This window comes from Pseudomonas sp. 4CAES_32.4, assembly GCF_058136335.1.
Window position 1 is genome coordinate 5437827 of sequence record NZ_CM176882.1, and the last position, 26649, is coordinate 5464475.

Genomic DNA, 26649 nt, shown 5'->3' on the forward strand with positions numbered 1-26649 from the left:
TTTGAATCACGTGATGACCCTAATCCATGGCCAAGAAGCTTTACATCGAAACCCACGGTTGCCAGATGAACGAGTACGACAGCTCGCGCATGGTCGATCTGCTGGGTGAACATCAGGCCCTGGAAGTCACCGCACGCGCGGAAGACGCCGACGTGATTCTGCTCAACACCTGCTCGATCCGCGAGCGCGCCCAGGATCGCGTGTATTCGCAACTGGGTCGCTGGCGCGAACTGAAACTGGCCAACCCGGACATGGTGATCGCCGTCGGCGGTTGCGTGGCCAGCCAGGAAGGCGCGGCAATTCGTGATCGCGCACCGTATGTCGACGTGGTCTTCGGCCCGCAGACCCTGCACCGCCTGCCGGAAATGATCGACGCTGCACGCATCACCAAGCTGCCGCAGGTCGACGTCTCGTTCCCGGAAATCGAAAAATTCGACCACTTGCCCGAGCCGCGCATTGATGGCCCGAGCGCCTATGTGTCAGTGATGGAAGGTTGCAGCAAATACTGCACGTTCTGCGTGGTGCCTTACACCCGTGGCGAAGAAGTCAGCCGGCCGTTCGATGATGTAATCGCCGAAGTCATCCACCTCGCCGAAAACGGCGTGCGCGAAGTGACTCTGCTGGGGCAGAACGTCAACGGCTATCGCGGCACCACCCATGATGGTCGTCTGGCCGATCTGGCCGAGCTGATCCGCGTAGTCGCCGCCATCGATGGCATCGACCGGATTCGCTACACCACTTCGCATCCGCTGGAGTTCTCGGACAGCCTGATCCAGGCCCACGCTGACGTGCCGGAATTGGTGAAGCACCTGCACTTGCCGGTGCAATCGGGCTCCGACCGGATTCTCGCGGCGATGAAGCGCAATCACACCGCGCTGGAATACAAATCCAAGCTGCGCAAACTGCGCGCCGCCGTGCCGGGGATCTGCATCAGCTCGGACTTTATCGTCGGTTTCCCCGGCGAGACCGAGAAAGATTTCGAGCAGACCATGAAGCTGATTGCCGACGTCGGTTTCGACTTTTCCTACTCGTTCGTTTACAGCCAACGCCCGGGCACCCCGGCTGCCGATCTGGCCGACGACACGCCGGAAGAGTTGAAGAAGGAGCGCCTGAACGCGCTGCAACATCGCCTGAATCAGCAAGGTTTCGAGATCAGCCGACAAATGGTCGGTTCGACCCAACGGATTTTGGTAACTGATTATTCGAAGAAAGATCCGGGTGAGCTGCAAGGGCGCACCGAGAATAATCGTATCGTCAACTTCCGCTGCGACAATCCGACCCTGATCGGCCAGTTCGCCGACGTGCACATCGATGCCGCACAGCCGCACTCGCTGCGCGGCTCGTTGATCCAGTAACAGATATCAGAAGCACAGAGAAACCTGTGGGAGCTGCGGTGCGACGATTCGACTTGCCAGCGATAGCGGCGTAACTGGCAACATCTTTGCTGGACTTGATGGCCTCATCGCTGGCAAGCCAGCTCCCACAGGGATGTTGATTGAAGCTGAGATATTTAAGAGCTTTCGCACCCAAGCCTCTGGCGTTATCCTTGATTTCATCTCAATTGCCCCAGGGCGGCTAAATACGACCTTGAACGCACCCATAGAACCACATCGTTTTATCCTCGAGCCCTTTGAGGCTCGCCGCTTCGCGAATCTGTGCGGGCAATTCGACGAGCATTTGCGCTTGATCGAACAGCGCCTGACGATCGAGATCCGCAATCGCGGAAACCAGTTCGAGCTGATCGGCGACCCCAAACACACCACGTCTGCGGAAAATCTCATTCGTCGCCTGTACCGGGAAACCAAAGGTTCAGAGCTGTCGCCAGATACGGTTCACCTGTTCCTGCAGGAATCGGCCGTGGTCGAACTGGACAATCACGCCCCCGCCGAAGCCTCCGTCGCCCTGCGCACCAAGAAAGGCATGATTCGCCCACGCGGCTTGAATCAACTGCGTTACGTGAAGGAAATTCTCGGCAACGACATCAACTTCGGCATTGGCCCGGCCGGTACCGGCAAGACCTATCTGGCCGTTGCCTGCGCCGTCGATGCACTGGAGCGCGAACAGATCCGGCGTATCCTGCTGGTGCGCCCGGCGGTTGAAGCGGGTGAAAAGCTCGGCTTCCTGCCCGGCGACCTGTCGCAGAAAATCGACCCGTACCTGCGCCCGCTCTACGACGCGCTCTACGAAATGCTCGGCTTCGAATATGTAGCCAAGCTGATCGAACGTCAGGTGATCGAGGTTGCACCGCTGGCTTACATGCGCGGACGTACGCTGAACAACAGCTTCATCATTCTCGACGAAAGCCAGAACACCACCGTCGAACAGATGAAGATGTTCCTCACGCGGATCGGCTTTGGCTCTACAGCGGTCATCACCGGTGACATCACCCAGGTCGACCTGCCGAAAGGCACCAAATCGGGTCTGCACCATGTGATCGAAGTGCTCAAAGACGTGCCGGGCATCAGCTTCACGCACTTCCAGCCTAAAGACGTCGTGCGCCATCCTTTGGTCCAGCGGATCGTCGAAGCCTACGAGCGCTTCGAAAACCGTGACGAAGCACCCAAGGACACCCCGCGAAATGCTTGAGCTAGACCTGCAAATCGCGACTGAAGCGAGCGCGCCGAGCGAGGCCGACTTCCGCCTGTGGTGCGAACTGGCCCTGCGCCAACGCACCGCCGACTCGGAAATGACCATTCGTCTGGTCGACAAGGAAGAAGGTCGCGAACTCAATCACACCTGGCGCCACAAGGATTACGCGACCAACGTCCTGTCGTTCCCGGCCGAAGTGCCTGACGAGTTTCTCGACATCCCGTTGCTTGGCGATCTGGTGATCTGCGTGGCCGTGGTTGAGCGCGAAGCCGCCGAACAAGGCAAGGAACTAAAGGCCCACTGGGCACATCTGGTCATTCACGGCTGCTTGCATCTGCTTGGTTACGACCATATAGATGACGAAGAAGCCGAAGAAATGGAAGCACTGGAACGCGAGTTGCTTGCCGAATTGGGCTATCCCGATCCGTACGCGGACGACGAAACCGAAACATCCCCTATCGTTACAACAAAGGATTCAGAGTAATCGCTATGAGCGAAGATCGATCGAGCAACGGGCAGAAGTCATGGCTGGGTAAACTGACCCAGGCTTTTGCCCACGAGCCGAAGAACCGTCAGGAGCTTCTTGAGCTGCTGCGTGATGCACATCAGAACAAACTGCTGGACAGCGAAGCGCTGGCCATCGTCGAAGGCGCCATTCAGGTGGCTGACCTGCAAGTACGCGACATCATGGTGCCGCGCTCGCAGATGATCAGCATCAAGGCGACCCAGACACCCCGCGAATTCCTCCCGGCCGTGGTCGACTCGGCCCACTCGCGCTATCCGGTCATCGGTGAAAGCCATGACGACGTGATGGGCGTGCTGCTGGCCAAGGATCTGCTGCCGCTGATCCTCAAGGAGAACGGCGACAGCTTCAACATCAAGGATCTGCTGCGCCCGGCCACGTTCGTGCCGGAGTCCAAGCGTCTGAACGTGTTGCTGCGTGAATTTCGCGCCAACCACAACCACATGGCCATCGTCATCGACGAATACGGCGGCGTGGCCGGTCTGGTGACCATTGAAGACGTGCTCGAACAGATCGTCGGCGACATCGAAGACGAGCACGACGTCGAAGAAGACAGCTACATCAAGCCGCTGCCAAGTGGCGATTTCCTGATCAAGGCCCTGACGCCGATCGAGAACTTCAACGAGTTCTTCGACAGCGAATTCTCCGACGACGAGTTCGACACCGTCGGAGGTCTGGTGATGAGCGCGTTCGGGCACTTGCCAAAACGCAACGAAATCACTGAAATCGGCGCCTATCGTTTCCGCATCCTGAACGCCGACAGCCGTCGGATTCATTTGCTGCGACTGACTCCAATCGCTCGGTAAAAAATCTAAGGATTGAAATGCGCTGGACAACCCGCCCCGGCTGGCCCGGTAACCTGCTGGCCGTGGCGGCCGGTGCAATCACCACGTTCGCTCTGGCACCTTTCAATATCTGGCCGCTGGCTTTGCTGGCAGTCGGCTTGTTCTATGCCGGTTTGCGTGAGCTGAGTCCGCGCCAGGCGCTGGGCCGTGGCTGGTGCTTCGGTTTCGGCCTATTCGGCGCCGGCACCAGCTGGATCTATTACAGCATCCACCATTTCGGCGGCGCTTCAGTGCTGCTGGCCGGGTTCCTGATGCTGCTGTTCACGGCGGCGATTGCCTGGTTCTTCGCCTTGCCCGCCTGGTTATGGGCGCGCTGGTTGCGCCGTAACGAAGCACCGCTGGCCGATGCCTTGGCATTTGCCGCGTTGTGGGTCGGTCAGGAAATGTTTCGTGGCTGGTTCCTCACCGGTTTCCCTTGGCTGTATTCCGGTTACAGCCAGCTCGACGGCCCGCTGTCGGGCCTCGCGCCAGTCGGCGGCATGTGGCTGGTGTCGTTCGTGCTGGCACTGACGGCGGCGCTGATCTACAACGCGCCGCGGTTGCTGCAAACAGGTCGCAAAGCATTTGTGGTTGCCGGCCTGGTGCTGCTGATCGGACCTTGGGCAGCGGGCATTGCGCTCAAGGGCCACGCCTGGACCAGTCCGTCCGGCGCGCCGCTGAGCGTTGCCGCGATTCAGGGCAACGTCGCACAGAGCATGAAATGGGATCCGGCTGAACTCAACGCGCAGCTAGCTTTGTACCGCGATTTGAGCTTCCGTTCGAAACCGGTAGACCTGCTGATCTGGCCGGAAACCGCCGTACCGGTACTGAAGGAGTCCGCCGAGGGCTACCTGAGCATGATGGGCAACTTCGCCGCTGAGCGTAAATCGGCGCTGATCACTGGCGTGCCGATTCGCGAAATGGTCCGCCACGAAAGACGTTTCTTCAACGGGATTACCGTGGTCGGCGAAGGCGACGGCACTTACCTGAAGCAGAAACTGGTGCCGTTCGGCGAGTACGTGCCATTGCAGGACATCCTGCGAGGCTTGATCGCCTTCTTCGATTTGCCGATGTCCGACTTCGCCCGTGGTCCGGCCGATCAGGCGCTGTTGCAGGCCAAGGGTTACCAGATTGCGCCGTTCATCTGCTATGAAGTGGTGTACCCGGACTTCGCCGCTGGACTGTCAGCGCGCAGTGATTTGCTGCTGACGATCAGCAACGACACGTGGTTCGGCACCTCGATCGGCCCGCTGCAACATTTGCAGATGGCGCAGATGCGGGCGCTGGAGGCGGGCCGCTGGATGATTCGCGCGACCAATAACGGTGTGACCGGTCTGATCAACCCGTTCGGGCAGATCACCGAGCAGATTCCGCAGTTCGAGCAGGGCGTGCTGTACGGCGAAGTGGTGCCGATGCACAACCTCACACCGTATCTGCAATATCGCTCGTGGCCGCTGATGATCGTGTGCTTGCTGCTGTTTGGCTGGGCACTGATGGCTAGCCGGATGTCGAAAACCCTTTAAAGCAAAAGATCGCAGCCTTCGGCAGCTCCTACAGGGGATTTGTATTAAACCTTGTAGGTGCTGCCGGAGGCTGCGATCTTTTGATCTTCAGCGGTAAAACAACGAATACCCCACCTGCCCCACCGCTTCATTGAGCAGCTGCCCGCTCTGCCAGATCGACTTGAATTCCGGCAACCAGCCGCCAAACGGTCTCGCGTTATCTGTGCCCAAGAAGCCCACCGGCGCCGGCACCACTTCAAACCCTGCTTGCTGAAAACTCCACACCGAGCGCGGCATGTGCCAGGCCTGCGTCACCACGACCACGCGTTTGATCCCCTGCGGCAGCAATATGTCGGCGCTGAACTTGGCGTTTTCCCACGTCGTACGGCTTTCGCCTTCCTGCCAACGCACGGTGACGCCGAAGTCATCACGCAGCGAATCGGCCATCAACTTTGCCTCAGTCGGTGGCGTTCCGTAATGCAGTCCGCCCGTGGTCAGAATCGGCAATCCGGACGCCTTGGCCAATCGAGCCGCATAACGCTGGCGCTCAAGACCAACGCCGGTCGGCTGATCCTCACCCCACGCCAGATCACCACGCTCGCGACCGGAACCCAGCACCACAATGGCGTCGGCCCGCTGCGCCAGCGTGGCCCACTCTTCGCGGGCCAGCGGTGGCTCGCGCTCCAGAGCGTTGGCGCCCCATTGCACCACCACCGGCAGGCTCATCAGCCAGAACCCGCCAAAACCAATGGCAAAGCACACTCCGGCGAGGCGCGGTCGCGAACGGCGCAGCCACCATGCGACCAGCAACAGCAGCAAAAGAATGCCGGGGGGCAACAGAAGTTGTTTGATGAAATAACGAAAAGGCATCGGGCATCTCCAAAGATGCCCGAAGCCTAAAAGTGTTAATAATGCGTTACAACCGATAGGTGGGATCCTGTTGAAAAAGATCCGGTTCTTGACCTGCCATGCGCTTACTTGGCCTGCAGAGCACGTACCTTGACGGTATCTCTGCCGGGCGCCTTGTCCTTGAGCCAGATGACCTTGGCCGAATGTGCTGCATCGAGCTGTTTCACTGCTTGTGACAGGCAGCCATGCGTTTCACGTTCACTGCGATCCAGATAGGCCTTGACCAGTTTGAACTCAGCGGGACTCAAACCACGCAATTCCAGTTCCAGGGGGCGCTCGTCGCGCAGCCGGTCAGCGGTTTTTACTGCGTCCAGGGCCATACCCAGACGGTCGATCAACCTCTCGTACAACTCGGGTTTAGTCACGTTTTTTTGCCGTTGCTCCACCATCCCTCACCTCATTGAAGATAAGACTCACTCCCCAGTTAGAGCTTAGCTTCGCTGCACAAACCGGCTGCACGCCGCGACCAACGGCCCCTGCTGCATGTATTGCGGCGTATGTAGCTGTAATCAGGGTTTCCCTAGGCCAAGCGCGGTCATGTATGCTACGGCGCTTCCTGTAATTCCACTTCCAGCTCGTCCGGGCCAGCCCGGAACCTGCGTTGAAGAGGATTAGGCCACCCCTATCCAGTACAAAAGTAGCCATGCACGAACAATATCAGCCCCGTGAAATCGAAGCCGCCGCCCAGTCGTTCTGGGACGAGCAAAAGTCCTTTGAAGTCAGTGAACAGCCAGGCAAGGAAACCTACTACTGCCTGTCGATGTTCCCTTACCCCAGCGGCAAGCTACACATGGGGCACGTGCGCAACTACACCATCGGCGACGTGATCTCCCGCTACCAGCGCATGCAAGGCAAAAACGTTCTGCAACCAATGGGTTGGGACGCTTTCGGCATGCCGGCGGAAAACGCCGCGATGAAGAACAACGTAGCGCCAGCCAAATGGACCTACGAAAACATCGCCTACATGAAGTCGCAGCTGCGCAGTCTCGGCCTGGCCGTCGACTGGTCGCGCGAAGTCACCACCTGCAAGCCGGATTACTACCGCTGGGAACAATGGCTGTTCACTCGCCTGTTCGAAAAAGGTGTGATCTACCGCAAAAACGGCACCGTGAACTGGGACCCGGTCGACCAGACCGTTCTGGCCAACGAGCAGGTGATCGACGGTCGCGGCTGGCGTTCAGGCGCGCTGATCGAAAAGCGCGAAATCCCGATGTACTACTTCAAGATCACCGCCTACGCGGATGAGTTGCTGGAGAGCCTCGACGAACTGACTGGCTGGCCTGAACAGGTCAAGACCATGCAGCGCAACTGGATCGGCAAATCCCGCGGCATGGAAGTGCAGTTCCCGTACAACGTCGACTCGATCGGCGAAGCCGGCACCCTGAAGGTCTTCACCACCCGTCCGGACACCCTGATGGGCGCGACGTATGTCGCCGTGGCGGCCGAGCACCCGCTGGCCACCCTGGCCGCGAAGAACAATCCTGAGCTGCAAGCGTTCATCGCTGAATGCAAGGGCGGCAGCGTCGCTGAAGCCGACGTCGCCACTCAAGAGAAAAAAGGCCTGCCGACCGGCCTGTTCGTCGAGCACCCGCTGACCGGTGAAAAACTCCCGGTGTGGGTCGCCAACTATGTGCTGATGCATTACGGCGACGGCGCTGTAATGGCCGTACCGGCTCACGACGAGCGCGATTTCGAATTCGCTCACAAGTACAACCTGCCGGTGAAATCGGTGGTGCGTACCAGCTCCGGCGAGACCAATCCTCAGCCATGGCAAGACGCCTATGGCGAGCACGGCACGCTGATCAACTCCGGCGAGTTCGACGGTCTCGACTTCGCCGGCGCGTTCGACGCCATGGAAGTCGCCCTGATCAAGAAAGAACTCGGCGCCTCGCGCACCCAGTTCCGTCTGCGCGACTGGGGCATCAGCCGTCAGCGCTACTGGGGCTGCCCGATCCCGATCATCCACTGCGAAGCTTGCGGTGACGTGCCGGTGCCGGAAGATCAACTGCCTGTCGTCCTGCCGGAAGACGTGGTGCCGGACGGCGCTGGTTCGCCGCTGGCGCGCATGCCCGAGTTTTACGAGTGCACCTGCCCGAAATGCGGCCAGCCTGCCAAGCGTGAAACCGACACCATGGACACCTTCGTCGAGTCGTCGTGGTACTACGCCCGTTACGCCTCGCCGCACTTTGAAGGCGGCCTGGTGGAAAAATCCGCCGCTGACCACTGGCTGCCAGTGGATCAGTACATCGGTGGTATCGAACACGCGATTCTGCACCTGCTCTACGCGCGCTTCTTCCACAAGCTGATGCGTGACGAAGGCCTGGTCAGCTCGAACGAGCCGTTCAAGAACCTGCTGACCCAAGGCATGGTGATCGCCGAGACTTACTATCGTCGCGAAGCCAACGGTGCCTACACCTGGTTCAACCCGGCGGACGTGGAACTCGAGCGCGACAGCAAAGCCAAGGTCATCAGCGCCAAGCTGAAATCCGACGGTCTGCCGGTGGAAATCGGCGGCACCGAGAAGATGGCCAAGTCGAAGAACAACGGCGTTGACCCGCAGTCGATGATCGATCAGTTCGGCGCCGATACCTGCCGTCTGTTCATGATGTTCGCCTCGCCGCCTGACATGAGCGCCGAATGGTCCGACTCCGGCGTTGAAGGCTCGCACCGTTTCCTCAAGCGCGTCTGGCGTCTGGCGCAAGCCCACGTTACTCAGGGCCTGCCGGGCAAACTCGACGTCGCCGGCCTGAACGATGAGCAGAAAGCTGTGCGCCGTTCGATCCACCTGGCCATCAAACAGGCCAGCCACGACGTCGGCCAAAATCACAAATTCAACACCGCCATCGCTCAGGTGATGACGCTGATGAACGTGCTGGAAAAAGCCGCGCAAGTGACTGAACAGGACCGCGCATTGGTTCATGAAGGTCTCGAAGCTGTGACGCTGCTGCTGGCACCTATCACGCCGCACATCAGCCACGAACTGTGGAATCAACTGGGTCACGCTAATGCGGTGATCGACGCCGGTTGGCCAGCCGTGGACGAAAGCGCACTGGTGCAGGACAGCCTGACCCTGGTTATCCAGGTCAACGGCAAGCTGCGTGGCCAGATCGAAATGCCGGCCAGCGCGACCCGTGAAGAAGTGGAAGCGGCAGCCCGCATCAACGAAAACGTGCTGCGTTTCGTCGACGGTCTGACCATTCGCAAAGTGATTGTGGTGCCGGGCAAACTGGTCAACATTGTCGCCAGCTAAATTGGATTGGGCGTCAGGTCAGCCTGGCGCCCTGTAAAACCTTTCGGGCCGCACGATCGGCCCACGTGGTTTCAAGGGGAGCAACACAATGATCAAACGCAACTTGCTGGTGATGGGCCTCGCTGTTCTGCTGAGCGCCTGCGGTTTCCAGCTGCGTGGCACGGGCACCACTGAACTGACTATCAAGGAACTCGACCTGAGTGCACGTAACGCCTACGGCGAGACAGTCACTCAACTGCGTCAGATCCTGGAGTCCAGCGGCGTCAAGGTTTACACCGGCGCGCCGTACAAGCTGTACCTGGCTGACGAGCAGGAAAGCCAGCGCATTCTCAGCTACGCCGGTGCCGGCCGTACTGGCGAATACCAGGTTAATACCGTTCTGAACTACGACATCGTTGGCGAACACAATCTGAACCTGCTGAGCGACAAGCTTGAAGTGCAGAAAGTGTTTATCCACGACGGCAACAACCTCGTCGGTTCCGACCAGGAAGCCAACGACGCCCGCCGCGAAATCCGCAGCGAACTGGTTCAACGCATGATGCTGCGTCTGCAACAGCTAACTCCAGGTCAATTGCAGCAACTGCAGCAAGCGGCCAACGACCGCGCCAAGGCTGAAGCCGACGCGCTGAATGCGGCACAGAAGGCTGAAGCGGAAACCCCGCGTCAGTCGCCACTCGAAATCCCGCAGCAGTAAGACGTTCGGGGCGCTCCGGCGCCCCGTTCGACCTATCTTATGAAACTCGCTCCCGCCCAACTCAGCAAACACCTGCAAGGCGCCCTCGCGCCGGTCTACATCATCAGCGGCGATGACCCGCTGCTGTGCCAGGAAGCCGCCGACGCCATTCGCAGTGCTGCTCGCCAGCAGGGCTTTGATGAACGCCAGGTTTTCGCGGCCGACGCCAATTTCGATTGGGGCACGTTGCTGCAGGCCGGTGCGAGCATGTCGTTGTTCGCGGAAAAACGCTTGCTGGAACTGCGTCTGCCCTCGGGCAAACCCGGTGACAAGGGCGCCGCCGCCTTCATCGAATACTGCTCGCGTCCCGCTGAAGACACCGTGCTGCTGATCAGCTTGCCCAAGCTCGATGGCAGTGCGCAGAAGACCAAGTGGGGCAAGGCGCTGGTCGAAGGCCAGCAAACCCAGTTCATCCAGATCTGGCCTGTGGATGCCAATCAACTGCCGAGCTGGATTCGTCAGCGTCTGTCGCAGGCCGGACTTTCGGCCAGCCAGGACGCGGTCGAATTGATTGCTGCACGTGTCGAAGGCAACCTGCTCGCCGCTGCGCAGGAAATCGAAAAGCTCAAGTTGATGGCCGAAGGTGGCCAGATCACCGTTGAAACGGTGCAGGCCGCTGTGGCGGACAGTGCGCGTTTTGACGTGTTTGGTTTGACCGACGCGGTACTCAACGGCGAGCCGGCGCATGCGTTGCGTATGCTAGAAGGCTTGCGCGGTGAGGGTGTCGAGCCGCCGGTCATTCTCTGGGCACTGGCGCGGGAATTGCGTCTGCTGGCCAATATCTCGCTGCAGTACAGCCAGGGCACGCCGCTGGACAAGTGTTTCAGTCAGGCGAAGCCGCCCGTCTGGGACAAGCGCAAACCGCTGATGAGCAAAGCCCTGCAACGCTACTCGGCGCAACGCTGGGCACAGTTGTTGCTCGAAGCCCAGCGCATTGATGCGCAGATCAAAGGCCAAGCGGCCGGTTCGCCGTGGATGAGCCTGAGCCGCCTGGCGCTATTGATGGCAGGCCAGCGACTTTCACTCCCTGCCGAATAAGATCAAAAGATCCCAGCCTTCGGCAGCTCCTACACCGATCCCTGCAGGAGTTGCGGCACGCTGCGATCTTTTGCTCTTGTTTCCTACAATGCACGCCTGCATTTGCACTATAGACAGACGCCCGACATAGGCAGATTATTTCCCCCGCAAAACCACCCACTCGAGAGAACGCTCATGAGCAAAAAGCCAGCGAAACACAGCCCCAACAAGGCCAAATCCATCGTCGCCCAACCCTTGTTCCGCAGTCGTCAGGAACGACCAATCAAGGGTAAAGGCAGCTACCGCCGCGAAGCCTTCCAGTCTGACAGCTGGGAGGCTTCTTACTTTCTGGCCGCTTAAAGCGCAGTACCCCCCGGTCATGTTAAGGTCTGCACCTGATTCGTTTTCCTGGAACTGTGCATGCCCCTAAGTCTTTCCCGTCGCTGGCCTGTTCGCCAGATGATCGCTGCCTCCAGCTTCATTCTGCTTGTCGCCTGCGCGGAAAAACCTACCGCCGCCGACGCGCAACCTCTTCAAGCCGCCCCTGTCGCCACGGCCCCAGCGATCATCCCGCCGGTAGTGCCGTCCGCCGACCCTCTCGATCTTCAGCCGACCCAGACCTTTGCCGAATGGCAGGCGGGGTTCCGCAAGGACGCGCTGGCCGCCGGGATCAGCCCTGATCTGTTCGATCGCGCCTTTGCCAATGTCAGCTTCGATGCCAGCGTGATTCGCGCCGACCGCAGCCAGCCGGAATTTTCCCGCCCGGTGTGGGAATACCTTGATGGCGCGCTCTCGCCGCTGCGCGTACGCAAAGGTCAGGCGCTGATCAACCAGTACGCTGACATTCTGCAAAGTATCGAGCAGCGTTACGGCGTTGATCGCCAGGCGCTCGTTTCGGTGTGGGGCATGGAGAGCAACTTCGGCCAGTTCCAGGGCAGCAAGTCAGTGATCAATTCACTGGCCACCCTCGCCTACGAAGGCCGGCGCCCAGGCTTTGCCCATGCGCAACTGATTGCCGCCCTGCAGATCCTGCAACAGGGCGACATCACGCCGGAGAAAATGCTCGGTTCCTGGGCCGGCGCGATGGGTCAGACCCAGTTCATTCCGACCACCTACAACACCCACGCCGTGGATTTCGACGGTGACGGTCGCCGTGACATCTGGGGCAGCCCGGCGGATGCGCTGGCATCCACCGCGCACTACCTGCAAAGCTCTGGCTGGCAACGTGGCCAGCCGTGGGGCTTCGAAGTACAACTGCCGAGCAGCTTCAATTACACGCTGGCCGATGGCACGATTCGCAAGAGCGTTGCCGAATGGCGTCAACTGGGCGTAACCCTGCCGAACGGCGCGCAGGTTCCGGCGGGCTCGGAACAACTGTCCGCCGCCCTGCTGCTACCGGCTGGCTATCGCGGGCCGGCGTTCCTGATCCTCGATAACTTCCGGGCGATCCTCAAGTACAACAACTCGTCATCGTATGCGCTGGCGGTGAGCCTGTTGTCCGAGCGTTTCAATGGCGGTGGCTTGATCAATGGCACCTGGCCGAAAGACGATCTGCCACTGAGCCGCACCGAGCGCATCGAGTTGCAAACACTGTTGAGTGCGCGCAATTACGATGCGGGCACGGCTGACGGGATCATCGGCGCCAATACGCGCAAGGCGATTCGCAGTGCGCAGCAGTCGTTTGGCTGGCCGGCGGATGGGTATCCGACGCACAAGTTGCTGGAAAGCCTGCGGAGCCAATAAAGCCAGATCTAAAGATCGCAGCCTGCGGCAGCTCCTACATGGATCTCATTCCAATGCAGGAGCTGGCGCAGGCTGCGATCTTTTTGCTTTATCGGATAACGACATCCTGCTCCAGCATCAATTCCTGCTTCCCGGCATCCAGTCGCACCAGCGCGCCCATCGGCAGCGTCAGGTTCGGATCGCAGTGGCCGCTGCGCCACCCGGACAGCACCGGAATCCGCAACGGCTCGAACGTCTGCTTGAGCAAGCGGTTCAATGCCGCGACATCCACCCCCGCCACATCCCCGACCAGCACGCCGCGCAATTTGGCCAACTTGCCGGCCAGACGCATCTGGGTCAGCAAGCGGTCGATGCGATACAACGGTTCGTTGATGTCTTCGATCAGCAGAATCACCCCTTCGACGTCAATTTCGTAAGGCGTGCCCAAGGTCGCCGCGATCATCGCCAGATTACCGCCCAGCAGCCGCCCGTGGGCGATACCTGGTTCAACGGTGGTCAACGGATACGCCACCGGGTGACTGAGCACGCTCCCCGCCTTCAACTGGCCGCGCAGCATGGCGAAGAACGAAGTGACCGTTGGCGGTTCCTTGTCACCGAGCAGATCGGCATTGAGCAGCGGCCCGTGAAAAGTCACGAACCCGGCATAACGACTGATGGCCAGATGAAGCGCAGTGATGTCGCTGTAGCCGACAAACGGCTTGGCGTTACGGCTCAGCAGGTCGTAGTCGATGCGGTCGAGCAGGCGTGGTGTGCCGTAACCACCGCGCAGGCAGATGATCGCGTCGACTTGCTGGTCTGCGAACGCAGCGTGCAGATCGTTGAGGCGAACGTCATCACTCCCGGCCAGATAGCCGTCCTTCGCGTAGACGCCGGGAAACACCTTCAGCCCATAACCCCGGGCGCGCATCCATTGCACTGCCTTGTCGGTGTCCAGCGCGCCGGGACCGGCTGGCGCGATCACGCCGATCAGCCCTTCCGACGGCAACGCCGGCACCGGTTTATGGGGAAAAATTGTGTGGGTGGGTCGAACGGTCATCCATGGATCTCCCTGTGTGAACTCATGCCCACACAGTAGTCAGGAACGGCAGGAAACAGAAGAGGCTCTGCTGCCCCGCGCATTGCAGGAAAAGTAAGCGCCTGGCGTAGGACAGGCAAAAAAATGCCCGCGAAGACTCAAGTCTCGCGGGCATTTTTTGCGTTCAGCGGCGGATCAGGAACCCAACAGCTCAGCCTTGACCAGCTTCGCCTGCTCGTCGGCATGGTACGAAGAACGCACCAGCGGGCCGGAAGCAACGTTCTTGAAGCCCATCTTGTAACCTTCCTCGGCGAACCAGGCGAAAGTGTCCGGGTGCACGAAACGCTGCACCGGCAAGTGGCTGCGCGACGGTTGCAGGTACTGACCGAGGGTCAGCATGTCGATGTCGTGTTCGCGCATACGCTTCATCACTTCGATGACTTCGTCGTCGGTCTCGCCCAGACCCAGCATCAGGCCGGATTTGGTCGGGATGTGCGGCATCATCTGCTTGAAACGTTGCAGCAGGGTCAGCGACCACTGGTAGTCCGAACCCGGGCGGGCAGCCTTGTATAGACGTGGCACGGTTTCCAGGTTGTGGTTGAACACATCCGGCGGCTCGGCGGCGGTGATTTCCAGCGCGACGTCCATGCGGCCACGGTAGTCCGGGACCAGCGTCTCGAGCTGCACGTTCGGCGACAGTTTGCGGATCTCGCGGATGCAATCGGCGAAGTGCTGGGCACCGCCGTCACGCAGGTCGTCACGGTCAACCGAGGTGATCACCACGTACTTGAGCTTGAGGTCGGCAATGGCGATGGCCAGACTTTCCGGCTCGTTGACGTCCAGTGGTTTCGGACGACCGTGGCCGACGTCGCAGAACGGGCAGCGACGGGTGCAGATGTCACCCATGATCATGAAGGTCGCGGTGCCGCCGGAGAAGCACTCGCCAAGGTTCGGGCAGGACGCTTCTTCGCAAACGCTGTGCAGCTTGTGTTTGCGCAGCAGGCTCTTGATACGGTCGACTTCCGGCGAAACCGGGATGCGTACGCGAATCCAGTCAGGTTTCTTCGGCAGTTCGGTGGTCGGAATGATCTTTACCGGGATGCGTGCAACCTTTTCGGCGCCGCGCAGCTTGACGCCGGCTTCTACCTTGGGACGCGGGGCCGGGCGCTCGGTCACGTCGAGCGTCGGGATCATGGTTTGCACTGCATCAGTAGTCATATCAGTCGATTCCGCCCGTCAGGGTCGTCTGCTCAGCATAGTCGAGGTGTTTGACGAGCTGCGCGCGCAGCCGGGCACTTACCTCGGCAAATTCAATCGATCCTGCGTGGTCGCTCAGCTGGGTCATCGCCAGCCCGGCATAGCCGCAGGGATTAATCCGTCGAAACGGTTCCAGGTTCATATCCACGTTCAGGGCCAGGCCATGAAAGGAGCAACCGTGGCGAATCCGCAAACCCAGAGAAGCGATTTTCGCTCCGTCGACGTACACGCCGGGAGCGTCTGGCTTGGCCGCGGCGGTCACGCCGTAACTGGCCAGCAGTTCAATCAGGCAAAGCTCCATCCGACTGACCAGATCACGCACGCCGAAACCCAGCTTGCGTACATCCAGCAATAGATAGGCCACCAACTGGCCGGGGCCATGATAAGTCACCTGCCCGCCGCGATCGACCTGCACCACCGGAATATCACCCGGCAGCAGCAGATGTTCGGCCTTGCCGGCCTGGCCCTGAGTGAACACCGGCGGGTGTTCGACGAGCCAGATTTCGTCGGCGGCATCGCTGCCGCGTTCGTTGGTAAAGCGTTGCATGGCATGCCAGACCGGCTCGTAAGCCATCTGGCCGAGCTCACGAAAGCCCAGCGTGCCCGGCATCACAACACCATGTGCACGAAGCCGGTCGCCCGCAGTTCGCTGTTGATGTTGTACAGCTGATCCTGATCGGTCGCGACGATGTGCAACTGAATGGTGGTGTATTTGCCGTTGCTGCTCGAACGCTCGTCGACACGCTCATCGTTGATCTTCGCGAATTTCTTCACGATTTCGATGATCTTGTCTTTGTGGCCAACCCCCGTGTCGCTGATCACCTTAACCGGATAATCAACTTGGGGAAATTCGATCTTTGGCGCCTTTACTTCGGTATCGGTCATGGCGTAACGGCCTCTAGAGCGCAAGCCGTGGTAACGCACATGGCCCCGCACCGGATCGGGGCGGGGCCATGCAGGTCAACACAAATCAGTTGAACAAGCCGTAGAAGAATAGACGGATGCTATCCCACATGCGGCGGAAGATACCACCCTCCTCGACGCCATCCAGAGCGATCAGGTCAGCGCTGTGCACGACCTTGTCTTCCAGTTTGACTTCGACTTTACCGATCACGTCGCCCTTGGCGATTGGCGCAACCAGTTGCGGGTTCATGGTCATGCTCGCAGCAAGCTTCTTCAGCTGGCCTTTTGGCAGGGTCATGGTCAGGTCTTCAGCCAGGCCGGCCTTGACTTGATTGGTGGTGCCTTTCCACACCGGGGCCTGAGCCAGTTCGGTGCCCTTCTGATAGAAGGTCTGGGTTTCGAAGAAGCGGAAGCCATAAGTCAGCAGCTTCTGGGTTTCAGCAGCGCGGGCCACTTCGCTGTTGGTGCCGAACACCACGGCGATCAGGCGCTGGCCATCACGTACAGCCGAGGACACCATGCAGTAGCCGGCTTCGTCGGTGTGACCGGTTTTCAGACCGTCGACGGTCTTGTCGCGCCACAGCAGCAGGTTGCGGTTAGGCTGCTTGATGCCGTTCCAGAAGAACTCTTTCTGCGAGTAGATCGCGTAGTGAGCCGGGTCTTCGTGGATGATCGCACGGGCCAGGATCGCCATGTCGTGAGCCGACGAATAGTGCTCAGGATTCGGCAGACCGGTCGGGTTCATGAAGTGGGTATTGGTCATGCCCAGTTCGGTGACAGTCTTGTTCATCAGATCGGCGAACGCGTCTTCGCTGCCGGCGATGTGCTCGGACAGCGCGACGCTGGCGTCGTTGCCGGACTGGATGATGATGCCGTGCAGCAGGTCGCTGACAGTGACCTGCGAGCCAACCTTGATGAACATCCGCGAACCGCCGGTGCGCCAGGCGTTTTCGCTGACGGTCACCGGATCGTTTTCACCGATCTGGCCACGACGGATTTCCAGGGTCGCGATGTACGCGGTCATCAGCTTGGTCAGGCTGGCCGGTGGCAGACGCTGATCGCCATTGTTCTCGACCAGCACGTTGCCGCTGCTGGCATCCATCAGAACGTAGGCTTTGGCGGCCAGTTGCGGTGGCGACGGCATCATCTCGGCCGCGAAGGCGGCTGGCGAGAGGAGCAGCGGGACTAGCAGACACAGGCGTTTGGCAAAGGTGGTGATGTTCATCCGTCTCTCGAAATCGCTAATGGAAACTGTCCTTGCGGACAAAATTTAATCAGATGACTTTCTAACGAGCCATCGCGTGTTCAGTTGCTCACTCCAGTCACCCTTGCCGGGCTTTTGTTCTTCGACGAGCCAACAACCTGATTCACCCCCCAATCGCTGGCGAATCGTCAATCAAGTTCTACGTTTTGCTTACTCGGTGACCACACTTGGCGAACCAAGATTGGCCAGGCGCACGCTGTTCTGTACCTGGGCAATTTCACCCGGCGAACCGATCGGCCCCAGGCGCACCCGGTGCAGAGTCTGCTGATTGCGCACGATCGAGCTGATGAACACCGGAGCGCTCACCATCCCGCTGAGCTTCGACCTCAGCAGTTCTGCAGCGTCCGGGTTGGCGAACGCGCCCACCTGCAGATACTGGCCAGTTGCTGTTGCAGAAGCGTTTTTTTTTGCGCTCATCGGCACCGGAACGGTGTCAGAGGCATGTTGCTGCGGCGGCGGCGTCCACTGCTCGACGGTGCCGGCCGAGGCGGTGATTACCGGAGCGCTATTCTGCGCCACTTGCGGCTCGTTGAGCATCAGCGGCGCCGGACGGCCTTTCGCGGCCCAATACTGCTGGGGATCGATACCTTCGACCTTGACCCGCGCGGTACCGGTTTCGGCATAACCGAGTTTCTTCGCCGCCGCATAAGACAAATCGATGATGCGGTCGGAGTAGAACGGTCCACGGTCATTGACCCGCAGGATCACTGTCCGATTGTTGTCCAGGTTGGTCACCCGAACGTAACTTGGCAGTGGCAATGTCTTGTGAGCGGCACTCATGCCGTAGAGGTCGTAAACCTCGCCGTTGGCGGTGTTCTGACCATGAAACTTGGTGCCGTACCAGGACGCCGTGCCGGAGGCGACGTAAGTCCTGGATTCCTGCAACGGGAAGTAGGTCTTGCCCAGTACGGTGTACGGGTTGGCCTTGTACGGGCCGGTGTGCAGGGTCGGCGTGGCATCCGGGATACGCGAAACATCGACGTCCCACCAAGGCGCGCCGTCTTTGTGCGCGCGGTTGATGTCCAGGCCAGGCTGTGCCCGGACAGCGGTATTCGAGGTTTTCGGGGTCGGCGAACGGCTGGTCGAACAGCTGGCGACCAACACTGCCAACGCAGCGAAGGCCAGCAGCTTCAGGGGTTTACTGTTAGGCAATGCCTGCATTACTTGACGCCCCGTGCTTGTACCAGCTGTTCAGACAGTTGATGTACGGCCATGGCGTACATCACGCTGCGGTTATAACGCGTGATCGCGTAGAAATTCTTCAGGCCCATCCAGTATTCAGGGCCGTTGTCGCCTTCGAGGCGAAATGCAGTAACCGGCATATCATCGCGCAGCGCATCATGACTTGACCAGCCTAGCGCCCGCAACTCTCCGACCGTTTTCGTCGGCTCGATACCAGTGGTCAGGCCTTCATCGACCTGCTCGCCACGGACATCGGCGCGGCTGACCACCGGCTCACCGGCGACCCAGCCGTGACGTTTGAAGTAGCTGGCGACGCTGCCGATCGCATCATCCGGGTTGTTCCAGATATTGATGTGGCCGTCACCGTCGAAATCCACCGCATAGGCGCGGAAGCTGCTCGGCATGAACTGCGGCAAGCCCATCGCCCCGGCGTAAGAACCTTTAAGGGTCAAAGGATCGACCTGTTCTTCGCGGGCCAGCAGCAGAAACTCACGCAGTTCCTTGCGGAAAAATTCGGCACGGGGAGGATAGTCGAAACCGAGCGTCGACAAGGCATCGATCACCCGGTAATTACCGGTATTACGTCCGAAAAAGGTTTCAACGCCGATGATCGACACGATGACTTGTGCCGGCACGCCGTATTCCTGCTCGGCACGGGCCAAAGTCGCCTCGTGCTGACGCCAGAAATCCACACCGCGGGCAATGCGCGCGTCGGTGATGAACATCGGGCGGTATTCTTTCCATTGCTTGACCCGCTCGGCGGGTCTGGAGATAGCATCGAGAATCGCCTGCTTGCGCTGAGCCTCGCGGAACACCGCCATCAGTTGCTCACCGGCGAAACCGTAGTCGCGGGTCATTTCACCGACGAATTCGGCCACCTGAGGCGAGCCTTCGTATTCGCCGGCCAGCGCTTCCTGCATGCTGCCCAGGAGGCCCATCAGGCCTACCACTGGCGCGCATCGAGTCGCCCAGCCACGCATTACTTGCATTGCACTCTTCACCTTATTCAAACCTGTGCGATCCACTTGCGATGGGTATGGATCGACATCAAAACCCCAAACGCTGACAGCAGTGTCACCAGCGAAGTTCCTCCGTAGCTAATGAACGGCAACGGCACCCCCACAACCGGCAACAGGCCACTGACCATACCGATGTTGACGAAAACGTAAACAAAAAACGTCATGGTCAGCGCGCCGGCGAGCAATTTGCCGAACAGCGTTTGCGCCTGAGCGGTGATCACCAGCCCTCGGCCGATCAGCAACAGATAGATCAGCAACAGGGCGCAAATGCCCACCAGACCGAACTCTTCGCCGAGCACGGCAATGATGAAGTCGGTGTGGCTTTCCGGCAGGAAATCCAGGTGCGACTGGGTGCCGAGCAGCCAGCCTTTGCCGAATACGCCACCGGAACCGATCGCGGCCTTCGACTGAATGATGTTCCAGCCCGTCCCCAATGGATCGCTCTCGGGGTCAAGGAAGGTCAGGATTCGCTGCTTCTGGTAGTCGTGCATGATGAAAAACCACATCGCTACCGACACCGGGATCGCCGCCGCCAGCACGCTGACAATCCAGCGCCAGCGCAATCCGCCCATAAACAGCACGAACGCGCCGCCGGCGAGAATCAGCAGCGAAGTGCCGAGGTCGGGCTGACGCACGATCAGCGCGAACGGCACGCCGATCAGCATCAGGCTGATACCGACATGCTTGAGCTGCGGCGGCAACGTACGCTTGGACAGATACCAGGCGATGGTCGCCGGCATCAGGATTTTCATGAACTCCGAGGGCTGGAAGCGGATCACCCCGGGGATGTTGATCCAGCGTGTCGCACCCATGGCGTTGTGGCCCATGATGTCCACCACCAACAGCAGCACCACACCGATGACATAACCGAGCGGCACCCAGCGCGCCATGAAGCGCGGCTCGAATTGGGCGATGATGATCATCGAGACCAGTCCGATACCGAACGAAGTGGCCTGTTTGGCCAGCAGGTCCCAGCTCTTGCCGCTGGCCGAATACAGCACGAACAGACTGCCGGCAGCGAGGATCAGCAGCAGGATCAGCAACGGACCATCGATATGCAGTCTTTGCAGCAGCGTCGCGCGGCGACGCATCACATCCTCACTGGAGAGCATGCGATCAAAATTATTCATCACGGGCCGTAGCCTCCGCACTGATTGGGCTGGCGTATTCGGCCTTCAAACGTCCGTCCTGATCGAGCAGCCAAGCGTCCATGACCTGACGCACCACGGGCGCAGCGACGCCGGAACCGGACTCACCGTTCTCGACCATCACCGAAACGACGATCCGGGGATCATCCGCCGGAGCGAAACCGACGAACAAGGCGTGGTCGCGGTGGCGTTCCTGAACCTTGGAGCGGTCGTATTTCTCGCCCTGCTTGATCGCGACAACCTGCGCCGTACCGGACTTGCCGGCGATGCGATATTGCGCGCCGATCGCCGCTTTGCGCGCGGTGCCGCGAGCACCGTGCATCACCTGCTGCATGCCGTGGTTGACCTTGGTCCAGTCCGAGGGATCGCGCAGAACAATGTCCGGCATCGGGTTTTCGTCCACCGGTTTCACCCCCTCGAGGGATTTGGCCAGGTGCGGACGATTCCAGATGCCTTTGTTGGCGACCAACGCCGTGGCCTGGGCCAGTTGCAGCGGGGTCGATTGCATATAGCCCTGGCCGATCCCGAGGATCAGGGTTTCGCCAGGGAACCACGCCTGCTTGCGCGTCGCCCGCTTCCATTCGCGGGACGGCATCAGGCCGGGGGATTCTTCGAACATGTCCAGCGAGACCTTCTGGCCGATGCCGAACTTGTTCATGTAGGTTGACAACCGATCAATGCCGAGCTTGTGCGCCAGGTCATAGAAGTAGGTGTCGTTGGATCGCATGATCGCGGTGTCGAGGTCGACGAAGCCATCACCGGTGCGGTTCCAGTTACGGTATTTGTGATCGTAGTTGGGCAGCATGTAGTAGCCCGGGTCGAACACCCGGCTGGATGCCGTGACCACACCGGAATCAAGGCCGGCAATTGCCACCGCCGGTTTGATCGTCGAGCCTGGCGGATACAGACCGCGCAGCACGCGGTTGAACAGCGGTCGGTCGATGGAATCGCGCAACTCGGCGTAGGCCTTGAAGCTGATGCCGGTGACGAACAGGTTCGGGTCGAAGCTCGGCTGACTGACCATGGCCAGCACTTCGCCGGTCTTCGGATCGAGCGCAACCACAGCGCCACGACGCCCGCCGAGCGCGGCTTCGGCCGCTTCCTGCAACTTGATGTCCAGGCTGAGGACGATGTCCTTGCCGGGAATCGGATCGGTGCGCTTGAGCACGCGCAAGACGCGGCCACGGGCGTTGGTCTCGACTTCTTCGTAACCGACCTGACCGTGCAATTCCGGCTCGTAGAAACGCTCGATGCCGGTTTTGCCAATGTGGTGGGTGCCACTGTAGTTGACCGGATCGAGGCTCTTCAGCTCTTTCTCGTTAATCCGCCCCATATAGCCCACCGAGTGCGCAAAGTGCGCGCCCTGCGGGTAGTGACGGACCAGTTGCGCGACCACTTCCACGCCCGGCAGGCGAAACTGATTTACCGCGATGCGGGCGATCTGCTCTTCGGTCAGCTCGAACAGGATCGGCACCGGTTCGAATGGCCGGCGCCCCTGACGCATGCGCTTCTCGAAGATCACCCGGTCCTCGGGCGTCAGTTCCAGCACTTCGACGATGACGTCGAGCACTTGCTGCCAGTCGCCGGAGCGCTCGCGGGTCATGCTCAGGCTGAAGCTTGGACGGTTGTCCGCCACCACCACGCCGTTGCGGTCGAAAATCAGCCCGCGCGTTGGCGGAATCGGCTGCACGTGGACGCGGTTGTTCTCCGACAGCGTCGAGTGATACTCGTACTGAATCACCTGCAAGTAATACAGCCGCGCAATCAGCACGCCGATCAACAGCATGATCGCAATGGCCCCGAACACGACGCGGCTACGCACCAGGCGTGCGTCCTTTTCGTGGTCCTTGATGCGGATCGGCTGAGACATGAGGGCTGGATTACTTGTGGTAAGGGTGACCGGACAACACTGTCCAGGCACGATACAACTGTTCGCCGATCAGGATCCGCACCAGCGGGTGCGGCAACGTCAGCGGCGACAACGACCAGCGCTGATCGGCACGGGCACAGACTTCCGGCGCCAGCCCTTCCGGGCCACCAACCATGAAATTGACCGTGCGCGAATCCAGCCGCCAGCGGTCGAGTTCGACCGCCAGTTGCTCGGTGCTCCAGGGTTTGCCGTGGACTTCCAGCGTGACGATCCGCTCGTTCTGCCCGACCTTGGCCAGCATGGCTTCGCCTTCCTGGCGGATGAAACGGGCCACGTCGGCATTTTTGCCACGGGTGTTGAGCGGTATTTCCACCAGTTCCAGCGCCAGCTCGGACGGAAGACGCTTGGCATATTCATGCCAGCCTTCTTCCACCCACTTGGGCATGCGTGAACCGACGGCGATCAGGCGCAGTCGCACAGCAATCCCTTACAGCTGGTCTTTGTTGAGCTTGGTGAAATGCTCGTGGGTGTTTTCCGGGCTGTGGTGCTTGGCATCGGCCGCACGGCTTTGCTCGGCACCGGCCCACAGGCGCTCCAGGTCGTAGAACTGACGTGCCGAGGCGGTCATCATGTGCACGATCACCAGGTCCAGGTCCAACAGCACCCAGTCGCTGTCGCCCTTGCCTTCTTCGCCCAGCGGCTTGGCGCCCTGCTTTTTGACTTCTTCGCGAACCTTATCGAGCATCGCGTTGATCTGGCGGTTGGAAGTACCGGTGGCGATGATCATGTAGTCAGTGATGCTCTGCTTGTCGCGAACATCGATGATCTGGATGTCTTGCGCCTTGACGTCTTCCAGCGCAGCTACCGCCAGCTTGACCAGCTCGTCGCCTTTCAGCGGTTCATTGGTGTTGACCGGCTCTGGCAGCGGAGCGCTCTTGAATGTGCCTTTGCGCTTTACTTTGGTTTGGTCTTTGTCAGTCATATAAAACTCGTTTTGCTCATATATTCGGCGGCTTGGCGACACGTGGATTCGTATCAGTGAAGCACGCCTTGTTCAGTTCGACGCACGGTAAAGACCGTGCGCATCGATGTAGGCCAGGACCGCGTCGGGCACCAGGAAACGTACCGACTTACCGCTGGCCAGCAGTTGACGGATCTGGGTGGCGGAAACCGCGAGCGGTGTCTGCCAGACGAATGCAATCTGTCCGCTCGGCCCCTTCAGGGCCAGCGGGTCGCTCACCGAACGCGCTGCCAGCAGGTTGCGCAAGGCATCCGGCGGTTCGCTGTCGGCGTCCGGGCGCTGTAGCACCAGGATGTGGCAATGCTGGAGCAACTCTTCCCAGCGGTGCCAAGTGGGCAGGCCGCAAAATGCGTCCCAGCCCAAAAGCAGAAAAACCTGGGTTTCTGCGGGCATTTCGGCGCGCATCAACTCCAGGGTATCAATGGTGTAGGACGGTTTGTCCCGCTGCAGTTCGCGGGCATCCACCACCAGCGGCGGCACTCCGGCCACCGCGCACTCGACCATCGCCAGCCGATCCTGCGCCGACACCTGCGGCGTACCGCGATGCGGTGGCCGCGCGCTAGGCGTCAGCCGCAGCTCATCGAGCGCCAGCGCTTCGGCGACTTCCAGGCCACCGCGCAAATGGCCGATGTGCACCGGATCAAACGTGCCGCCCAGGACACCAATGCGCCGGGGACGGGTTTCGCTGCCGGGTGCCGGCGCTGTCAGCTCAAGGTCGGTCAAGTCAGACCGTCGCCTGGCCGCGCAACTGGCCATCACCGACCACGACGTACTTCTCGCAGGTCAGGCCTTCCAGACCCACCGGGCCGCGGGCGTGCAGCTTATCAGTAGAAATGCCGATCTCGGCACCCAATCCGTATTCAAATCCATCGGCAAAGCATGTCGGGGTGTTGATCATCACCGACGCCGAGTCGACTTCCGCCACAAACCGCCGCGTATCGGCAAGGTTTTCGCTGACGATCGAGTCGGTGTGATGGGAGCCGTAATGGTTGATGTGTTCAATGGCCTGGTCCAGACCGTCGACCACGCGGATCGACAGAATCGGCGCCAGATACTCGGTGTTCCAGTCTTCTTCGCTGGCGGCAACGGCGTCGATGATCGCCCGCGTGCGCTCGCAGCCACGCAGCTCGACGCCTTTTTCGCGGAACTGGGCAGCCATCGATGGCAGGAAATCCTTGGCGACAGTCTGGTCGACCAGCAGCGTCTCCATCGCCCCGCAGATGCCGTAGCGATAGGTCTTGGCATTGAAGGCGATGCGTTGGGCTTTCGGCAGATCGGCGTGGGCACTGACGTAAACGTGGCAGATGCCGTCCAGATGCTTGATCACCGGCACGCGGGCGTCGCGGCTGATGCGCTCGATCAGGCCACGGCCACCGCGCGGCACGATCACATCGACGTACTCGGGCATGGTGATCATCGCGCCAACGGCGGCACGGTCTGTGGTTTCGACCACTTGCACCACAGCGGCGGGCAGTTCGGCTTCGGCCAGACCGCGCTGAATGCACGCGGCGATCGCGCGGTTGGAGTGAATCGCCTCGGAGCCACCGCGCAGGATCGTCGCGTTGCCGGACTTCAGGCACAGGCTGGCGGCATCGATGGTCACGTTGGGACGGGATTCGTAGATGATCCCGATCACGCCCAGTGGCACGCGCATCTTGCCGACCTGAATGCCCGACGGACGGAAGCTCATGTCACGGATCGCACCGACCGGGTCCGGCAGCGCAGCCACCTGACGCAGGCCGACGATCATGCCGTCGATACGCGCCGGGGTCAGTTCCAGACGCTCCAGCAATGCCGGCTCCAGACCATTGGCGCGACCGGCGGCCAGATCCTGCTCATTGGCTGCAGCCAGCTCGGCGCGGGCAGCGTCCAGTGCATTGGCAGCCGCCTGCAAGGCGCGGTTTTTCTGCGCAGTGCTGGCACGGCCGATGACCCGGGAAGCTTCGCGGGCGGCGCGACCCAATCGGGTCATGTAGTCAAGAACGGACTCAGTCATGGTCTGCTGGGGTCTTGGCAAAGAGGAAAGCGGCAGATTATAGCTGTCGCGTCCCGGGACTAACAGCGGTGACGGGCGGATGGTCGAAATGGACTACAAATAGCCAACGTTCAGCGGTGATTAAGACTCAAATTGTTATCATCACGACCTCTGCAGCCTGGATAAACACCGCTTGCCATGTCCACTCTGACTGTTCGCAACCACGCCGAGCGCCAGCCGCTGGGGCTTCCGGACGCTTTTTTCGACCGCGACGCCCAAGTATTGGCCAAGGATCTGCTCGGCAAAGTGATCCGCCATCGGGTCGGCGATCTGTGGCTGAGCGCGCGGATCATCGAGACCGAAGCCTATTACTGCTCGGAAAAAGGCAGTCACGCGTCCCTCGGCTACACGGAAAAGCGTAAGGCTTTGTTTCTGGATGGCGGCCACATCTATATGTATTACGCCCGTGGCGGCGATTCGCTGAACTTCAGCGCCCAAGGGCCGGGCAATGCGGTGTTGATCAAATCGGCGTATCCGTGGGTCGATGAAGTCAGCGGCCCGGCGAGTCTGGCGCAGATGCTGCTGAACAATCCTGACGCTCAGGGGCACGCGCGAGCTTCGCAGAAACTCTGTGCCGGGCAGACGTTGCTGTGCAAGGCGCTGGGGCTGAAGGTGCCGATGTGGGACGCCAAGCGCTTCGATCATGAAATGCTGCTGGTTGAAGACACGGGACCGGCGCCCTCGCACATCATTCAAACCACGCGCCTGGGCATTCCCCATGGCCGTGACGAACACCTGCTGTACCGCTTCGTCGACGCTGCCTACGCGCAATGGTGCACGCGGAACCCGCTGCGACGGGGTCAGGTCGAAGGCCGGGATTATTTCCTGCTGTAAACACACACTCA

26 protein-coding genes are annotated in these 26649 nt (G+C 60.3%); 11 read left to right on the top strand and 15 right to left on the bottom strand.

All coding sequences use genetic code 11. From position 1 onward, the window contains the following. Positions 1-26 precede the first annotated feature (26 nt). From miaB to lnt, 5 genes are all read left to right on the top strand, one after another. Positions 27-1355 (top strand): tRNA (N6-isopentenyl adenosine(37)-C2)-methylthiotransferase MiaB, encoded by a 1329-nt coding sequence (miaB, locus tag AC3Y64_RS24495; protein WP_137216658.1) that lies wholly within the window; start codon positions 27-29, stop codon positions 1353-1355. 232 nt (positions 1356-1587) lie between these two features. Beyond that, positions 1588-2586: a PhoH family protein gene (locus tag AC3Y64_RS24500; protein WP_141126539.1), complete on the top strand. Its 999-nt coding sequence runs from the start codon at positions 1588-1590 to the stop codon at positions 2584-2586. Next, the gene (ybeY, locus tag AC3Y64_RS24505; RefSeq protein ID WP_489985537.1) at positions 2579-3073 is read left to right on the top strand and encodes an rRNA maturation RNase YbeY; all 495 of its coding nucleotides are present in this window, start codon (positions 2579-2581) and stop codon (positions 3071-3073) included. The genes AC3Y64_RS24500 and ybeY overlap by 8 nt, the downstream gene beginning before the upstream one ends. Positions 3074-3078: 5 nt before the next feature. Next, on the top strand, positions 3079-3918 hold the full coding sequence (locus AC3Y64_RS24510; protein ID WP_007909641.1) for a CorC family transporter: 840 nt from the start codon (positions 3079-3081) through the stop codon (positions 3916-3918). A gap of 17 nt (positions 3919-3935) precedes the next feature. After that, a complete protein-coding gene (lnt, locus tag AC3Y64_RS24515) occupies positions 3936-5459 on the top strand; it encodes an apolipoprotein N-acyltransferase (protein WP_122661405.1) in 1524 nt (507 codons plus the stop codon). A gap of 87 nt (positions 5460-5546) precedes the next feature. Here lnt and AC3Y64_RS24520 read toward each other — a convergent pair whose 3' ends face one another. Then, positions 5547-6308: a YdcF family protein gene (locus AC3Y64_RS24520; protein WP_489985538.1), complete on the bottom strand. Its 762-nt coding sequence runs from the start codon at positions 6306-6308 to the stop codon at positions 5547-5549. Positions 6309-6412: 104 nt separating this feature from the next. After that, the gene (locus tag AC3Y64_RS24525; protein ID WP_008081071.1) at positions 6413-6736 is read right to left on the bottom strand and encodes a hypothetical protein; all 324 of its coding nucleotides are present in this window, start codon (positions 6734-6736) and stop codon (positions 6413-6415) included. Between the two features lie 254 nt (positions 6737-6990). Between AC3Y64_RS24525 and leuS the strand changes: the two genes are divergently transcribed. The 5 genes from leuS (at position 6991) to AC3Y64_RS24550 (ending at position 13090) form a co-directional block, all read left to right on the top strand. Continuing rightward, positions 6991-9597, top strand: a complete 2607-nt coding sequence (leuS, locus tag AC3Y64_RS24530; RefSeq protein WP_489985539.1) for a leucine--tRNA ligase — start codon at positions 6991-6993, stop codon at positions 9595-9597. Between the two features lie 88 nt (positions 9598-9685). Next, positions 9686-10291, top strand: a complete 606-nt coding sequence (locus tag AC3Y64_RS24535) for an LPS-assembly lipoprotein LptE (RefSeq protein ID WP_489985540.1) — start codon at positions 9686-9688, stop codon at positions 10289-10291. 39 nt (positions 10292-10330) lie between these two features. After that, positions 10331-11368, top strand: coding sequence for a DNA polymerase III subunit delta (gene holA, locus AC3Y64_RS24540; RefSeq protein ID WP_489985541.1), 1038 nt, complete (start codon positions 10331-10333; stop codon positions 11366-11368). Between the two features lie 174 nt (positions 11369-11542). Continuing rightward, positions 11543-11707, top strand: coding sequence for an alternative ribosome rescue factor ArfA (arfA, locus tag AC3Y64_RS24545; protein ID WP_489985542.1), 165 nt, complete (start codon positions 11543-11545; stop codon positions 11705-11707). Between the two features lie 60 nt (positions 11708-11767). Further along, positions 11768-13090: a lytic murein transglycosylase gene (locus tag AC3Y64_RS24550; RefSeq protein WP_489985543.1), complete on the top strand. Its 1323-nt coding sequence runs from the start codon at positions 11768-11770 to the stop codon at positions 13088-13090. An 88-nt stretch (positions 13091-13178) separates the two neighbouring features. Here AC3Y64_RS24550 and AC3Y64_RS24555 read toward each other — a convergent pair whose 3' ends face one another. The 13 genes from AC3Y64_RS24555 to AC3Y64_RS24615 form a co-directional block, all read right to left on the bottom strand. Beyond that, a complete protein-coding gene (locus AC3Y64_RS24555) occupies positions 13179-14126 on the bottom strand; it encodes a S66 peptidase family protein (RefSeq protein WP_489985544.1) in 948 nt (315 codons plus the stop codon). Positions 14127-14300: 174 nt separating this feature from the next. After that, positions 14301-15299 (bottom strand): lipoyl synthase, encoded by a 999-nt coding sequence (gene lipA / locus AC3Y64_RS24560; RefSeq protein WP_162130178.1) that lies wholly within the window; start codon positions 15297-15299, stop codon positions 14301-14303. Between the two features lie 25 nt (positions 15300-15324). Further along, positions 15325-15972 carry a lipoyl(octanoyl) transferase LipB gene (gene lipB, locus AC3Y64_RS24565; protein WP_008087909.1) on the bottom strand — a complete coding sequence of 216 codons (648 nt, stop codon included), beginning with the start codon at positions 15970-15972 and terminating at the stop codon, positions 15325-15327. After that, positions 15972-16247 carry a DUF493 domain-containing protein gene (locus tag AC3Y64_RS24570; protein WP_008087908.1) on the bottom strand — a complete coding sequence of 92 codons (276 nt, stop codon included), beginning with the start codon at positions 16245-16247 and terminating at the stop codon, positions 15972-15974. The genes lipB and AC3Y64_RS24570 overlap by 1 nt, the downstream gene beginning before the upstream one ends. Positions 16248-16332: 85 nt before the next feature. Next, positions 16333-17490 carry a D-alanyl-D-alanine carboxypeptidase family protein gene (locus AC3Y64_RS24575; RefSeq protein ID WP_489985545.1) on the bottom strand — a complete coding sequence of 386 codons (1158 nt, stop codon included), beginning with the start codon at positions 17488-17490 and terminating at the stop codon, positions 16333-16335. Between the two features lie 189 nt (positions 17491-17679). Beyond that, positions 17680-18690, bottom strand: coding sequence for a septal ring lytic transglycosylase RlpA family protein (locus AC3Y64_RS24580; protein ID WP_489985546.1), 1011 nt, complete (start codon positions 18688-18690; stop codon positions 17680-17682). Further along, positions 18690-19700, bottom strand: a complete 1011-nt coding sequence (gene mltB, locus AC3Y64_RS24585) for a lytic murein transglycosylase B (protein WP_008087906.1) — start codon at positions 19698-19700, stop codon at positions 18690-18692. The genes AC3Y64_RS24580 and mltB overlap by 1 nt, the downstream gene beginning before the upstream one ends. Positions 19701-19717: 17 nt before the next feature. After that, entirely contained in the window at positions 19718-20821 is a 1104-nt protein-coding gene (gene rodA, locus AC3Y64_RS24590; RefSeq protein WP_489988030.1) for a rod shape-determining protein RodA, read from the bottom strand. 31 nt (positions 20822-20852) lie between these two features. After that, positions 20853-22748 carry a penicillin-binding protein 2 gene (gene mrdA / locus AC3Y64_RS24595; RefSeq protein ID WP_158956756.1) on the bottom strand — a complete coding sequence of 632 codons (1896 nt, stop codon included), beginning with the start codon at positions 22746-22748 and terminating at the stop codon, positions 20853-20855. Positions 22749-22758: 10 nt separating this feature from the next. Next, positions 22759-23226, bottom strand: a complete 468-nt coding sequence (rlmH, locus tag AC3Y64_RS24600) for a 23S rRNA (pseudouridine(1915)-N(3))-methyltransferase RlmH (RefSeq protein WP_009051038.1) — start codon at positions 23224-23226, stop codon at positions 22759-22761. 9 nt (positions 23227-23235) lie between these two features. Then, positions 23236-23730: a ribosome silencing factor gene (gene rsfS, locus AC3Y64_RS24605; RefSeq protein ID WP_016986117.1), complete on the bottom strand. Its 495-nt coding sequence runs from the start codon at positions 23728-23730 to the stop codon at positions 23236-23238. A 72-nt stretch (positions 23731-23802) separates the two neighbouring features. Then, a complete protein-coding gene (gene nadD / locus AC3Y64_RS24610; RefSeq protein ID WP_489985547.1) occupies positions 23803-24525 on the bottom strand; it encodes a nicotinate-nucleotide adenylyltransferase in 723 nt (240 codons plus the stop codon). Then, on the bottom strand, positions 24494-25765 hold the full coding sequence (locus AC3Y64_RS24615; protein WP_122592691.1) for a glutamate-5-semialdehyde dehydrogenase: 1272 nt from the start codon (positions 25763-25765) through the stop codon (positions 24494-24496). The genes nadD and AC3Y64_RS24615 overlap by 32 nt, the downstream gene beginning before the upstream one ends. A gap of 177 nt (positions 25766-25942) precedes the next feature. On the opposite strand from AC3Y64_RS24615, the gene AC3Y64_RS24620 reads away from it, so the two are divergent. Then, positions 25943-26638, top strand: coding sequence for a DNA-3-methyladenine glycosylase (locus AC3Y64_RS24620; RefSeq protein WP_489985548.1), 696 nt, complete (start codon positions 25943-25945; stop codon positions 26636-26638). Positions 26639-26649: the final 11 nt, after the last annotated feature.